This window comes from Micromonospora sp. CNZ303, assembly GCF_004345505.1.
Genome location: NZ_SLVT01000004.1, coordinates 420,568 through 433,170 on the forward strand (window position 1 = coordinate 420,568; position 12,603 = coordinate 433,170).

Annotated in this window: 14 protein-coding genes; 9 read left to right on the forward strand and 5 right to left on the reverse strand. The window is 75.0% G+C overall.

Annotated elements, in window-relative coordinates; translation table 11 throughout:
- Positions 1–205 precede the first annotated feature (205 nt).
- The 4 genes from EV374_RS10235 to EV374_RS10250 are packed head-to-tail and all read left to right on the forward strand — an operon-like array spanning position 206 to position 2,853.
- Positions 206–922, forward strand: a complete 717-nt coding sequence (locus EV374_RS10235) for an energy-coupling factor ABC transporter permease (protein ID WP_132233904.1) — start codon at positions 206–208, stop codon at positions 920–922.
- A complete protein-coding gene (locus EV374_RS10240) occupies positions 919–1,311 on the forward strand; it encodes a PDGLE domain-containing protein (RefSeq protein WP_132233906.1) in 393 nt (130 codons plus the stop codon). The genes EV374_RS10235 and EV374_RS10240 overlap by 4 nt, the downstream gene beginning before the upstream one ends.
- Before the next feature lie 7 nt (positions 1,312–1,318).
- A complete protein-coding gene (gene cbiQ / locus EV374_RS10245) occupies positions 1,319–2,089 on the forward strand; it encodes a cobalt ECF transporter T component CbiQ (RefSeq protein ID WP_132233908.1) in 771 nt (256 codons plus the stop codon).
- Complete coding sequence (locus EV374_RS10250) at positions 2,086–2,853, forward strand: ABC transporter ATP-binding protein (protein WP_132233910.1); 768 nt, start codon at positions 2,086–2,088, stop codon at positions 2,851–2,853. Before cbiQ ends, EV374_RS10250 begins: the two co-directional genes overlap by 4 nt.
- 39 nt (positions 2,854–2,892) lie before the next feature.
- Here the strand turns inward: EV374_RS10250 and EV374_RS10255 are convergent, their stop codons facing one another.
- From EV374_RS10255 to EV374_RS10270, 4 genes are read right to left on the reverse strand one after another with little or no spacing between them, the layout of a single operon-like run.
- The gene (locus EV374_RS10255; RefSeq protein WP_486485669.1) at positions 2,893–4,059 is read right to left on the reverse strand and encodes a hypothetical protein; all 1,167 of its coding nucleotides are present in this window, start codon (positions 4,057–4,059) and stop codon (positions 2,893–2,895) included.
- On the reverse strand, positions 4,056–4,772 hold the full coding sequence (locus EV374_RS10260; protein ID WP_132233912.1) for a thioredoxin domain-containing protein: 717 nt from the start codon (positions 4,770–4,772) through the stop codon (positions 4,056–4,058). Before EV374_RS10260 ends, EV374_RS10255 begins: the two co-directional genes overlap by 4 nt.
- Entirely contained in the window at positions 4,765–5,289 is a 525-nt protein-coding gene (locus EV374_RS10265; RefSeq protein WP_132233914.1) for a MauE/DoxX family redox-associated membrane protein, read from the reverse strand. The genes EV374_RS10260 and EV374_RS10265 overlap by 8 nt, the downstream gene beginning before the upstream one ends.
- Before the next feature lie 32 nt (positions 5,290–5,321).
- Positions 5,322–5,912, reverse strand: coding sequence for a sigma-70 family RNA polymerase sigma factor (locus EV374_RS10270; protein ID WP_132233916.1), 591 nt, complete (start codon positions 5,910–5,912; stop codon positions 5,322–5,324).
- Between the two features lie 107 nt (positions 5,913–6,019).
- Between EV374_RS10270 and EV374_RS10275 the strand changes: the two genes are divergently transcribed.
- The 4 genes from EV374_RS10275 to EV374_RS10290 all read left to right on the forward strand — a co-directional run bounded on the left by EV374_RS10275 (position 6,020) and on the right by EV374_RS10290 (position 10,390).
- Complete coding sequence (locus tag EV374_RS10275; protein WP_132233918.1) at positions 6,020–6,664, forward strand: zf-HC2 domain-containing protein; 645 nt, start codon at positions 6,020–6,022, stop codon at positions 6,662–6,664.
- Positions 6,665–6,793: 129 nt separating this feature from the next.
- Entirely contained in the window at positions 6,794–8,458 is a 1,665-nt protein-coding gene (locus EV374_RS10280) for a copper resistance protein CopC (protein ID WP_207914004.1), read from the forward strand.
- Positions 8,459–8,474: 16 nt separating this feature from the next.
- Complete coding sequence (locus tag EV374_RS10285) at positions 8,475–9,212, forward strand: YcnI family protein (RefSeq protein ID WP_132233922.1); 738 nt, start codon at positions 8,475–8,477, stop codon at positions 9,210–9,212.
- A gap of 143 nt (positions 9,213–9,355) precedes the next feature.
- Entirely contained in the window at positions 9,356–10,390 is a 1,035-nt protein-coding gene (locus tag EV374_RS10290; RefSeq protein ID WP_486485670.1) for a hypothetical protein, read from the forward strand.
- Positions 10,391–10,548: 158 nt separating this feature from the next.
- On the opposite strand, the gene EV374_RS10295 is transcribed toward EV374_RS10290, so the two are convergent.
- The gene (locus EV374_RS10295) at positions 10,549–11,817 is read right to left on the reverse strand and encodes a glycosyltransferase family 87 protein (protein ID WP_132233924.1); all 1,269 of its coding nucleotides are present in this window, start codon (positions 11,815–11,817) and stop codon (positions 10,549–10,551) included.
- Between the two features lie 76 nt (positions 11,818–11,893).
- Between EV374_RS10295 and orn the strand changes: the two genes are divergently transcribed.
- Positions 11,894–12,484 carry an oligoribonuclease gene (gene orn, locus EV374_RS10300; RefSeq protein ID WP_132233926.1) on the forward strand — a complete coding sequence of 197 codons (591 nt, stop codon included), beginning with the start codon at positions 11,894–11,896 and terminating at the stop codon, positions 12,482–12,484.
- Positions 12,485–12,603: the final 119 nt, after the last annotated feature.

Genomic DNA, 12,603 nt, shown 5'->3' on the forward strand with positions numbered 1-12,603 from the left:
CCTCCGGGCGGCACGCCGGCCCGGTCGCAACGCCGCCCCGGCCGGCACGCCGGGCCGGTCGCAACGCCGCCCCGGTTGGCACGCAGAGCTGGCGGCCGACGCGCAATCGGGCGTACGCCAGTTGCCAACTCTTGGCAACAGCCAAGCTCGGGAAATAGGCTGACGTCAACGGCCAGGCCTGGCCGGGCGACGCGTGGGAGGTCGCGTGGAGAACCTGGCGATGCACATCTCGAACGGGATCATCGACGGTCCCGTCGCGGCGGTCTTCGCGGCGGTGGCGCTGGCCGCGATGGCGTTCTGCGTCCTGCGCGGCAGGCGTGACCTGGACGACCGGCTGGCCCCGATGGCCGGGCTCGTGGCGGCCTTCATCTTCGCCGTGCAGATGCTCAACTTTCCGATCTTCACCGCGGGCGTCAGCGGTCACCTGCTCGGCGGGGCGCTCGCCGCGATGCTGGTCGGTCCGTGGGTCGGCGCGCTCTGCGTGGCCGTGGTGCTGGTCGTGCAGGCGCTCGTCTTCGGCGACGGCGGCGTGGCCATGCTCGGGCTCAACATCACCAACATGGCCGTGCTCGGCACCGCCGCGGCGTACCTGCTGATCGCGCTGCTGCTCCGGGTGCTGCCGCGCACCCCGGCCGGCCTGGGCGTGACCGCCTTCGTCTCCGCGCTGGTCAGCGTGGTGGTCGCGTCGATGGGCTTCGTGCTCCAGTACCAGCTCGGCGGCACCACCGACCTCGGCGGCAACCTGGGCGGCCTGGCCGGCACGATGGCCGGCGTGCACCTGCTGATCGGCATCGGCGAGGGCCTGATCACCGCGACCACGGTGGTCACCGTCGCGAAGGTGCGGCCCGATCTCGTCTACGCGCTGCGCGGGCTGCGCGCGGCGCCCACGCCCGCCGTCCCGGCCGTCGGAGGTGCCCGGTGAGGAAGCGTTCCTGGGGATTCGTCGTCGGCGGACTGCTGGTGGCCCTGCTCCTCGCCGGGGTGGTCAGCAACTTCGCCTCGTCCCACCCCGACGGGCTGGACTCGTCGCTGCGCGAGGGCTGCACCTTCGACGCCGACGACAACATCACCGGCGGCAGCTGCCCCGCCCAGCGTGAGCGCGAACACGAGCTCGGCGGCCCGCTGGCCGACTACGGGGTGGCGGGGATCGACAACGAGTTCCTCTCCACCGGCCTGTCCGGCGTCCTCGGCGTGCTGCTCACCTTCGCGGTGGCCGGCGGGGCGTTCTGGCTGGTCCGCCGCCGCGGCCCCCGGGACGAGGACACGGCCGGGGGCGCCCGTACCCCGGTCGGGGCGTCGGGTCGGGAGTAGCGACCGGATGGGCGCCGGGCACGCGCACGTGCTGTACCGGGACGCCGCGTCACCGGTGCACCGGCTCCCGCCCGAGGCCAAGATCGCGGCGATGGTGGCGTTCACCCTCGCCGTGGTCGGCACCCCGCGCGAGGCCTTCTGGGCCTTCGGCGCGTACGCCCTGCTGGTCGCGGCGGTGTCGGCGCTGGCCCGGGTCGGGCCCGGCTGGCTGCTGCGCCGGTCGCTGATCGAGCTGCCGTTCGTGCTGTTCGCGGTGGCGCTGCCGTTCCTCGGTGCCGGCGAGCGGGTCGAGGTGCTCGGCCTGAGCCTGTCGTCCGACGGGCTGCTCGGGGCGTGGAACATCGTCGCCAAGGGCACCCTCGGCGTGCTCGCCTCGCTGCTGCTCGCCGCGACGACCACGACCCGGGACCTGATCGTCGGCCTGGACCGGCTGCGCTGCCCGCAGATCCTCACCCAGATCGCCACGTTCATGCTGCGCTACCTGGACGTGCTGGTCGGCGAGGCCCGCCGGATGCGGGTGGCGCGGATGTCCCGGGGCGATGATCCGCGCTTCCTGTGGCAGTTGCGCGGCTTCGCGACCGGCGTCGGCGCGCTCTTCCTGCGCGCGTTCGAACGCGGCGAGCGGGTCTACCTGGCGATGCTGTCGCGCGGCTACACCGGGCGGATGCCGGCGGTGTGGCAGGGCGCGGGTGCGGCGACCGCCGGGCAGTGGCTGGTCGCGGCCACCGTGCCGGTCCTGGCGGCCGGCATCGCCGCCACGGCCGTCGTGCTGACATGATCGGAGCCGTGCAGACCGCCCTCTCCCTGGACGTTCGTGGTGTCCGCTACGCGTACCCGGACGGGCACGTCGCCCTGCACGGGGTGGACCTGACCGTGCCGCGCGGCGACCGGGTGGCGCTGCTCGGCCCCAACGGCGCCGGGAAGACCACGCTGGTGCTGCACCTCAACGGCATCCTCACCCCGGCTGAGGGGAGCGTGAGCGTCGGCGGGCTGACCGTCAGCCAGGACCGGGCCACGCTCGCCGAGGTGCGCCGCCGGGTGGGCATCGTCTTCCAGGACCCGGACGACCAGCTCTTCCTGCCCACGGTCGCCGAGGACGTGGCGTTCGGGCCGGCCAACCTGGGCCTGCGCGGGGCGGAGCTGTCCGCCCGGGTGGACGAGGCCCTCGCCGCGGTCGGGATGGGCGAGCACCGGGACCGCGCGCCGCACCACCTCTCCTTCGGGCAGCGGCGCCGCGTGGCGGTGGCCACCGTGCTCGCCATGCACCCGGAGATCCTGGTCCTCGACGAACCGTCGTCCAACCTCGACCCGGCGGCCCGCCGCGAGCTGGCCGGCATCCTGCGTGCCCTGCCGGTGACGCTGCTGATGGTCACCCACGACCTGCCGTACGCCCTGGAGCTCTGCGATCGCTCGGTCATCCTGGACGCCGGCCGTATCGTCGCCGACGCCCCCACGGCCGACCTCCTGTCGGACGCCGACCTCCTCGCCGGCCACCGCCTCGAACTCCCCCAAGGCTTCACCCCCACCCCCACCCCCCGCTAACCCCCCGGGCACCCCACCCCCGAGGCGTCGATCATGCACTTATGGTGCCCGATCCGGCCTCTTCTGCTCCGGTTCGTCCCCCGCCACAACTCCATGATCGACGCGCGGGGCGGGGGTGGGAGGGGGAGTGGGGGTGGGGGGAGGAGCGGGGGTGGGGCGGGCGGCGTGGAGGCGGAGGGCGCCGGCTGCCGTGGCGCCGGCGCCGGCGACGAGGATCAGGGCGACCAGGATCCGGGCCGTCGTCGCCGGCCAGGGCACGGGGGCGACGGCGCGGGCGAAGACGGCGGCGTTGGCCACTCCGGCGAAGAGCGCCAGGCAGGCCCCGGCCAGCGCCAGCGCGAAGTCGGCGGCCGGCCGGCGGGCCAGCGCGAAGACCCCGGCGGCGACGGCGCCGAGCCCGGTCAGCAGCGCCCAGACCTGCCCGCCGAGCAGGCCGGTCAGCACCCCACCCACGCCCCGCGCGCCGGCGTCGACCTCCCGGCCCACGGTGAACACCACCGCGGCCACCCCGCCGACGACCAGCAGCCCGCCGAGCCCGGCCAGCGCCCGCGCGCCCGGCCCGGAGCGGGCCGGCAGCAACCCGAGAGCCCCCACGGCCAGCAGCCCGACCGTGGCGAGCACCCACCAGACGTACGCGTCCGGCGGCGGCACCCAGTCGAGGGTGCCGCGGATCTCCCCCGTCCCGGTGTCGGTGCGCAGCGGCACCGTCCAGTCCCGCACCCGGTGCTCCCGGTCCGGGGCGGCGCGCACCTGCGGCGGCGGTGCCGACTCCCGCCAGAGGGCCCGCTGGTCGTGCCAGCGCACCGTGGCGGAGTCGTCGACGCGCCGCCAGTCCGGTGCGGCGGCGGGGTTCGCCTCGGCCGGCAGCCGGGTGTCCCCGGCGATGGTCCGGTTCAGGTACGTCGCGGGGGATCGGACGTTCTCGTACACGCCGTCGGGGCCGACCCGCAGGTAGGGCTCGCCGGAGTAGCCGAGCACCTCGACGGCGCGGTCGCCGGTGTTGGTCAGCTCCAGCCGCGCGCCCGCCTCGATCACCCGTACGCTCAGCCCGGGGCGGGCCGGGGCGACGGCGGTCACCTCGGTGCGGTAGTCGGTGCCGTCGGGAGCGTCCGCGCCGTGCGCGGCGGCCGGGGCGGCGAACGCGACCGTCGCCGTCAGCGTGCCGGCGAGCACCAGGCCGGCGCGGGTCACCAGGTCGCGGATCACCTGCCGGCCGCCTCCACCGCCGACCTGATCCCCTCCGGGCTGCGGTCGGCGATCTCCTCGCCGTCGACCAGGATCGTCGGGGTGCTGGTGATGTTGGCCTTGCTGGCCTCCTGCGTCACGTGCTCGGTCCACGGCTTGAAGGTGCCCTCCCGCAGGCAGGAGGCGAAGCCGTCCCGGTCGAGGCCGGCGCCCGCCGCGATGTCGGCCAGTTCCCCGTCGCTGAGCCCCGCGCCGCCCTCCGGCGGCTGCCGGTCGAACAGCGCCTTGGCGTACTCCCGGTAGCGGCCGCCCTCCGCCGCGCAGCCGGAGGCGGCCGAGGAACGGGTCGAGTACTGGGTGCTGGAGAAGCGGTTCAGGTACGCCACCGGGTGGTAGACGACCCGCACCTTGCCCTCGCTGATGAGCTGGTCGAGGGTCGGGCCGCTGGCCTGCTCGAACTGCTTGCAGGCCGGGCAGAGGAAGTCCTCGTAGACGTCGATGGTGACCGGGCCCGAGCCGGCGACGACCCCGGTGCCGTCCTCGGTCGAGCCGGTCGGCGCGGTGAAGTCGTCGGAGCGCTGGCTGGAGTAGACGCTCCAGCCGATCAGGCCGGCGACGACCAGGACGGCCACGGCGGCCACGGAGACCCAGAGCGTCCGCTTGCGCCGCCGCTCCCGGGCCAACTGCTCGCGGACCACCCGGGCGGAGCCCTTCTGCCCCTTGCGACTACTCATCCTCGTCCTCCACGGATGCGTCCCCCGCCAGCCAGCCGTCCACCGAGACGGGGGTGCGGGGCCAGATCAGCAGAAACCCGGCCAGCGCCAGGAATCCCAGGTCCCGGAGGATCTCCGGGAGATAGCTCGGGGTCTGGCCCTCGGCGAGCTCCCCGCCGGCGCCGAAGCAGCCGCAGTCGATGGCGAGGCCCCGGCTCCAGGCCGACACGATGCCGACGATGAAGACCACCAGCAGCGCCGCGGACACCCCGGCGGAGAGCCGGGTGGCCAGGCCGAGGAGCAGCAGCAGGCCCAGCGCCAGCTCGACGAAGGGCAGCGCCGCACCGATCACCGTGGCGAGGTCGTACGGCATGACCTGGTAGGCGTTGACGGCGCGGCCGGAGGCGGCCAGGTCACCGACCTTGCTGCCGCCGGCGACGAGCCACACGGCGGCCAGGCCCAGCCGGACGGCGACCCCGATCCAGGGGCGAACGGCGGGCCAGCGGGCGACCCGGGTGTGCGGTGCGGTCACGATCATTGGTCGTCCCGTCCCCGGCGGAAGTTCCCGCCTCATCCGGCGAGGGCGTCGCCGACCGCCTCGACGAGGTCGTTGCGGGCCCGGGCCACCCGTGAGCGGATGGTGCCCACGGGCACCCCCTCCACGGCGGCGGCCTCGGCGTACGACAGGCCGAGAAGTTGGGTGAGCACGAACGCCGCGCGGCGCTCGGCGGGCAGTCGGCGGACCAGGTCGGCGGCGCCGAGCTGGCCGGCGGGGTCCGGGTGCGGCCGGTCTGTCCAGGCGTCGGCGGCGAGCCGCTCGCCGAGCCGCCGGCGACGCACGACGGTGCGCAGGTGGTCGGCGCAGGCCCGGCGGGCGATGCCCAGCAGCCAGGTGCGCGCGCTGGAGCGGCCCTCGAACGCCGGCAGCGCCCGGAACGCCCGCAGGTAGGTGTCCTGGGTCAGGTCGTCGGCGCTGTCCGGATCGACAAGCGCGGCGGTGAAGCGCCACACCTCGGCCTGGGTCAGCCGGACGAAGGCGGCCTGGGCGACGGGGTCCCCGTCGCGGGCGGCCAGCGCCCACTCGGTCGCCGACTCCCGCGCAGCGACGCCCGCGTCACCGGTCGGACTGGCGGCGGAGGTCTCGCGCGGGGCGGGGATCACGACAGTCCAGGTTACGCGGCGGGGCCGGGCCGGGGAGGGTCCTTCGACCCTTCCATGGCCTGCGCCACCCCGGGAACTAAACCGGTGCGTCGCACGACTATCCCCACATGACATGCGACGACGTACGCGCGGCGCTGTCGGCGCGGCTGGACGGCGAGGACCCGCTGGCGGCGCCGGCGGTGCTGGACGCGCACGCGGCGAGCTGCCCCGGCTGCCGGGCCTGGCTGACCCGCGCCGAGCAGGTCACCCGGCTGGCCCGGGTGCAGGCGGTGGCGGTGCCCGACCTGACCGCGTCGGTGCTGGCGGCGGTCGCCGCCGACTCGCTGGCGGCCGGCCGCACCCGGGCGGCGGCCAGGGCGGCCCGCCGTCAGGTGCTGCGGGTGGCGGTCGCGGTGGCCGCGGTCGCCCAGCTGGCGATCGCCCTGCCGGTGCTGCTGGCCGGGCTGGGCGTGACCGTCGACCCGCACACGAGCCGCGAGATGGCCTCCTTCGACGTGGCGCTGGCCGTCGGGTTCGCGTTGGCCGCGTGGCGACCCGAGCGGGCCCGGGCGTTCGTGCCGGTGGCGCTGGTGCTGGCGGTCTGCCTGGCCGGCACCAGCGCGGTGGACATCGCCAACTCGACGACCGCGCTGGTGCACGAGGTCGGGCACCTGGCCGCCGTGGTGCAGGCGGGGCTGCTGTGGGCGCTGGGACGGGTCAGCGACGAGCCGGACCGCCGGCCGTCGACCGCACTCCTGGCCCGTCATGGCTGACGCCGCCCCGGGCGGGCCGGTCCGGCCGGTCCCGGCGGCCTCGGGGGTGGTCGGAGTCGTCCCGGGCGGGCGGGTTCCGGCGGCGCGGGGCATGGTCGGAGTCGCGCCGGGCCGGTCGGATTCGAGAGCATTGCCGGCATGAGTGTCGCCATCCGCCGCCCGATCGCCCGGCTGCTCGCCGTCGCCGGCCTGCTGGTCACCGTCGTCGCCCTGCTGATCGCCCCCGCCGGCCCCGCCAGCGCCCACGCGGTCCTGGTGAGCAGCAGTCCCATCGCCTCGGCCGTGGTGTCGAACGCGCCGGCGGAGGTCGTGCTCACGTTCAGCGAGACCGTCCGCAAGGTGACCGGCAAGATCCGGGTGATCGCACCGGACGGCTCCCGCGCCGACCGCGGCGAACCGACCTTCGAGGGCACCGTCGTCACTGTGCCGGTCGACCCCGCCGGGGCGCGCGGCACCTACCTGGTCAGCTACCGGGTGATCTCCTCCGACAGCCACCCCGTCTCGGGCGCGTTCACCTACTCCGTCGGCGCGCCCTCGACGCCCCCGGTCGACAGCGGGGACGACAGCCGGGCCGACCCGGTCGTCGGCAACGCGGTCAAGGTCGCCAAGTACGCCGGCTACGCCGGCCTGCTGCTGCTCGTCGGACCGACGCTGGTGCTCGCCGCGCTCTGGCCCCGGCGGCTGCCCCGGCGCGGACCGGCCCGCCTGGCCTGGGCCGGGCTCGGCCTGCTGGCGGTCTCCACGGTGGCGAACCTCCTGCTCCAGGTGCCCTACACCGCCGGCGGCGGCGTGTTCGACGTCACCGGCGAGGGGCTGAGCGACGTGCTGGGCAGCTCCTTCGGCGCCGCGCACCTGGTCCGGCTGGGCCTGTTGGCCGCGGCGGCGTTCCTGCTCCGGCCCCTGATGGCGGGGCCGGTCGAGCGGAGCGATCTGGTCATCCTCGGCGTGCTCGGGGCGGCGGCGCTGGTGACCTGGCCGCTGGCCGGGCACCCGGCGGCCTCGCCCGCCCCGGCGGTCTCCGTGGTCGTCGACGCCGTCCACCTGGGCGGCATGGCGGTCTGGATGGGCGGGCTGGTGATGCTCGCCGTCTTCCTGCTGACCCGGGCCGACGAGCGGGAGCTGGGCGCGATCCTGCCGATCTGGTCGCGCTGGGCGGCGCTGGCCGTCTCGGCGTTGCTGCTCGCCGGCACCGTTCAGGCGCTGATCGAGGTGGCCACCCCCCGCGCGCTTGTCGACACCACCTACGGCCGGCTGGTGCTGGGCAAGATCGGGCTCTTCGCGCTGGTGATCGCGGTGGCCGCGTACTCCCGGCAGCTGGTGCGCCGGCGCACCGCGGCCGGCCGGCCGACGTCGATGCGGCGGGCGGTCTGGGCGGAGCTGGCGATCACGGCGGTGGTCCTCGGCCTGTCCGCCGTCCTGGTGCAGACCACCCCGGCCCGCACCGCCGGCGCCGACGTGGCCGGCTCGACGGGTGGCTTCTTCTCCACGACGCTGTCCAGCCCGAACTACGACCTTCAGATCGAGCTGGACCCGGCCGAGCGGGGCAACAACACCGTGCACTTCTACGCGTACACGAAGGACAACCGTCCCCAGCCGGTGGTGGAGTGGCGCGCCACGGTCGCCCTGCCGGCGGCGGGGATCGAAGCGATCCAGGTTCCGCTGCTGCCGTTGACCGACAACCACGCCACCGGCGAGATCAACTTCCCGGCTGCGGGTGAGTGGCAGTTGCGGATCACGGTCCGCACCTCGGACATCGACCAGGCCACGGTGACCACCACCGTGCCGATCAGGTAACAGGAAGGCTCGCACCATGATCCGTCATCGGCGTACCGCAAGCGCCGCCGCCGCACTGGCGCTCGGCGCCGTCGCCACCGCCGTCCTCGGCTTCGCGGCGCCCGCCTCGGCCCACGTCACGGTCAACCCGCAGGAGGCGACCCAGGGCGGCTACAGCCGGTTCGCCTTCCGGGTGCCGAACGAGAGCGACACGGCCTCCACCACGAAGCTGGAGGTCGTGCTGCCGGAGAACGCGCCCGTCGGCTCCGTGTCGACCATGCCGGTGCCCGGCTGGACGGTGGCGGTGGAGAAGCGCAAGGTGGACCCGCCGGTCGAGGTGCACGGCAGCCAGCTCAGCGAGGTCGTCTCCAAGCTCACCTGGACGGCCACCGGGAGCGCGGCGGTCAAGCCCGGCCAGTTCCAGGAGTTCCCGGTGTCGATGGGGCCGCTGCCGCAGGTCGAGACGATGGTCTTCAAGACCTTGCAGACCTACTCCGACGGCAACGTGCAGCGGTGGATCGAGGAGCCGCTCCCCGGCGGCGAGGAGCCGGAGAGCCCCGCCCCGGTGCTGACCCTCACGGCGGCCGCGCCGTCGACCGCCCCCACCGGCACCGCCGCGCCGCAGGCCGCCGGCGACGACGACGATGACGACGCCGGGAGCGACGACGTGGCCACCGGGCTCGCGGTCGCCGGCCTGGTAGCCGGCGTGGGTGGCCTGCTGCTCGGCGGGCTCGCGTTCTCGCGTACGCGGCGGGCGCCGACGTCGCAGGAGTGACCCGGCCCGTACCGCCCGCCGGCCCGTCGGACCATCCGGCGGGCCGGCTGCTTTCCGGGCCCCGTGCCGTGGATATCCGCTGCTGGTTCGCCCCACGTCGGTAAGGTCGGCCGGGTATCCGGCTACGGAGGGGGACGAGGCGAATGCGGATCGTGCAGGTGCTCGCCGCCATGCTGCTGCTGACGATCGGGATCACGGGGCTGCTCGCCGGTGGGGCGCTCACGCTGCTCGCCCGGCAGGCCGACCCGGGTGGCGCCTTCAGCGCCCGGTTCGAGACCGTGCAGACCCCGGGTCACGCGATGGTCGTCCGGGACGTCGACGAGCTGCTGCGGGCCGAGGCGCCGTTCACCCGCGCCGGGCAGGCCCGGCTCCGGCTGGACGCGCGGACGCCCGACGGCCCGGCCTTCGTCGGGCTGGCTCCCGCCGACGAGGTGCGGCGCTGGCTCGAGCCGGTTGCGCATGCCGACGTGCGCCGGGTGGCGCTGGCCCGGGGGCCGCTGCCGGTCCGGTTGCAGCCCGCCGGTCCCGCGCCGTCCGCCGGTCGCGCGCCGTCGGTCACGCCGATCGGCCAGCCCTTCTGGGTACGCGAGGGGATCGGCGCGCTGGAGTGGACCCCGGCGGAGCTGGCCGACCGGCGGCTGAGCCTGGTGGTGATGCGTCCCGACGGGCGGGCCGACCTGAGCCTGGAACTGCGCGCGGGGCTGCGCGCCGGCTGGACCGCCCCGGCGACCGCCGGACTGCTGGCCGGCGGGGTGCTGGCGGTGGCGCTGGCCCTGCTCCTGCTGCGCCCGGTGCGGCCCCGCGAGGTGGTCTTCGTGGTCGAGCCGGACCAGGTGCCGGTGCTCGCCGGCCGCCTCGGGGTGACCTCGCTCACCGGCCTCGGCGCGCAGCCGACCCGGGACAGCGACCGGTCGCGCGTCGCCGGGCGTCAGCTCGCCTCGGTCGGCGCCGCTCCCACGGGGGCCCGGCCGGCGATCGGGCCGGTGCCCGCCCGCCGCCCCGCGACGCTCGCCGACCTCGCCGGAGGCGACCCGGCGCTGCGGCCGCCCGAGGTGAACCTCACCCTGGCCTGGCCACCCGCTGCCCCCGAGGAGACGGCCGACCCGGTCGCCGCAGCGGACCGCCCCCGCCCCGCCGCTTCCGGCGCCGGCCGGCAGTCGCCCGACGATCCGCACTGACCTGCATCCGGCCCCTGCCCCGTGCCGGCATCCCACGCGGGGGCCCGGACGGCGGGCGGCCCTCCGCGCTGCCGACGTGGAGGGCCGCCCTCACCGGGGGATCGGTGCTACCCGAGAGACGTCTGAGGTAGTTGCGACCAGATTAGCCATCAAGAGTGCTAGTTGGAAAGACTGTCCGCTTCCTGCGACCTGCGGCCCTCCCGCCGTACCGGCAGGGTCACCAGCAGCAGCAGGCTCAGCAGCACGTACGTGTTGCGCACCAGGAACTCGCCCGGCGAGTCCGTACGCACCGGGGCGATGCCCCAGTCGTGGAAGGTCACCACCCCGTACACGATGAGGGCGGAGGTGCCGACGGCGAGCGCCGCCAGCCGACGTCGCCGACGGGCGCCCTCGGCGGTCGTGGCGTCGGCGCTCAGCGCCGCGTCCGTCAGCACCACCACCGCCGGGATGAACCAGTAGATGTGGTGGGTCCAGGTGATGGGGCTGACCAGCGAGCCGACCAGTCCGGTCAGGGCGAGGCCGGTGAGCGTGTCCCCGGCGCGGGCGGCCCGCGCGGCGCGCCACAGCCCGTACCCGGCGACGGCCGCCACCAGCAGCAGCCAGAGCAGTTGGTGGGGCTTCTCCGGCGCGGTGATGCGGCTGAGCAGGCCGAACAGCGACTGGTTGCCGGTGTAGTCGGTGCGGCCGACCCGGTCGGTCGCCCACAGCTCGTGGGTCCAGAACCGCCACGAGTCGCGCGGCGCGACCGCGGCGGCGAGCAGGGTCGCGGCGGCGGCCGTCGCGCTCGCCACCGCCGCCGCCCGCCACCGGCGGGTGGCCAGCAGGTAGACGATGAAGATGCCCGGGAAGAGCTTGAGCGCCGTCGCCAGCCCGACGCCCACGCCGGCCCACCGGCTCGCCCGGGGTACGGCGAAGAGCAGGTCCGCCAGGATCAGCACGACCAGCAGCATGTTGATCTGACCGAAGGTGATCGTCTCGCGGGTGCTCTCGACGGCCAGCACCAGCAGGACCGCCACGGTGAGGCTGAACACACGTGGCAGCCCGTGCCGGGCGATCACCGGCGCGAGCAGCCACCGGGTCGTGACCACCACCGCCAGGCCCGTCAGGACCGTGAAGATCGCCACGGTGGCGCCCAGCGGCAGCAGCGCGAACGGGCGCAGCAGCAGCGCGCTGAACGGCGGATAGGTGAAGTAGAGCTCGCCCTGCACCCGGTCGGGCTGCACGTAGTCGTAGAGCGGGTTCCCGGCCGCCCACCAGTCCATCGCCCGCATGTAGATCTTCAGGTCGAAGAAGTCGTGCACCATGCCGGGCAGGTAGAGCGCCGGGAGCACGGCGGCCAACGCCAGCAGGGCGACGAGCCGACGGACCGTACGGCCACCGGGATCGTCGCCGGTGACGGCGGGCGGTGCGGCGGGTTCGGCTGGCACGGAGGAAACCCTAGCGGTCACCGCGCGCCCCGGTGCGCGGGCGCGCGGCCGGGTGGGCTGCGCGTAGGCTGTCCCGGTGGCTGATCTTCTCGTCTGGATCGACTGTGAGATGACCGGGTTGGACCTCGGCAGGGACAAGCTGATCGAGGTCGCCGCGCTCGTCACGGATCCCGACCTCAACGTGCTCGGGGACGGCGTCGACGTGGTGATCCACGCCGACGAGGCGGCGCTGGAGGCGATGCCCGAGATCGTAACGACGATGCACGCCAAGTCGGGGCTCACCGAGGAGGTCCGGCGCTCCACGGTGACCCTCGCCGAGGCCGAGGACATGGTCCTGGACTACGTGGCCAGCCACGTGAAGGATCCGCGTACGGCACCGCTGTGCGGCAACTCGATCGCGACCGACCGGGGCTTCATCACCCGGGACATGCCCCGCCTCGACGCGCACCTGCACTACCGGATGATCGACGTCTCGTCGATCAAGGAGCTGTGTCGCCGCTGGTACCCCCGGGTGTACTTCGGCCAGCCCCAGAAGGGGCTCGCGCACCGGGCTCTGGCCGACATCCGGGAGAGCATCCGGGAGCTGGAGTACTACCGGCGGACCGTCTTCGTGCCCCTGCCCGGGCCGGACGTGGAGACCGCCAAGGCAATAGCAGCCGGACTCTGAGCGGCCGGGCACAACCCGCTCGGCGGAACCCGCTGGACGCGGCGGGCGGGGGTGGGGCTATTATTGGTCCGCACCCCGCCCGGGGAGATCGACCGGGCGTGGATCCATCGGGTGTGAAC

Bases quoted from the DNA above. Each gene is read 5' to 3' on its own strand.
- cbiQ (WP_132233908.1), top strand. From the start codon at position 1,319: ATGGGCGCCGGGCACGCGCACGTGCTGTACCGGGACGCCGCGTCACCG.
- EV374_RS10250 (WP_132233910.1), top strand. From the start codon at position 2,086: ATGATCGGAGCCGTGCAGACCGCCCTCTCCCTGGACGTTCGTGGTGTC.
- EV374_RS10260 (WP_132233912.1), bottom strand. From the start codon at position 4,772: ATGAGTAGTCGCAAGGGGCAGAAGGGCTCCGCCCGGGTGGTCCGCGAG.
- EV374_RS10265 (WP_132233914.1), bottom strand. From the start codon at position 5,289: ATGATCGTGACCGCACCGCACACCCGGGTCGCCCGCTGGCCCGCCGTT.
- EV374_RS10275 (WP_132233918.1), top strand. From the start codon at position 6,020: ATGACATGCGACGACGTACGCGCGGCGCTGTCGGCGCGGCTGGACGGC.
- EV374_RS10285 (WP_132233922.1), top strand. From the start codon at position 8,475: ATGATCCGTCATCGGCGTACCGCAAGCGCCGCCGCCGCACTGGCGCTC.
- EV374_RS10290 (WP_486485670.1), top strand. From the start codon at position 9,356: ATGCGGATCGTGCAGGTGCTCGCCGCCATGCTGCTGCTGACGATCGGG.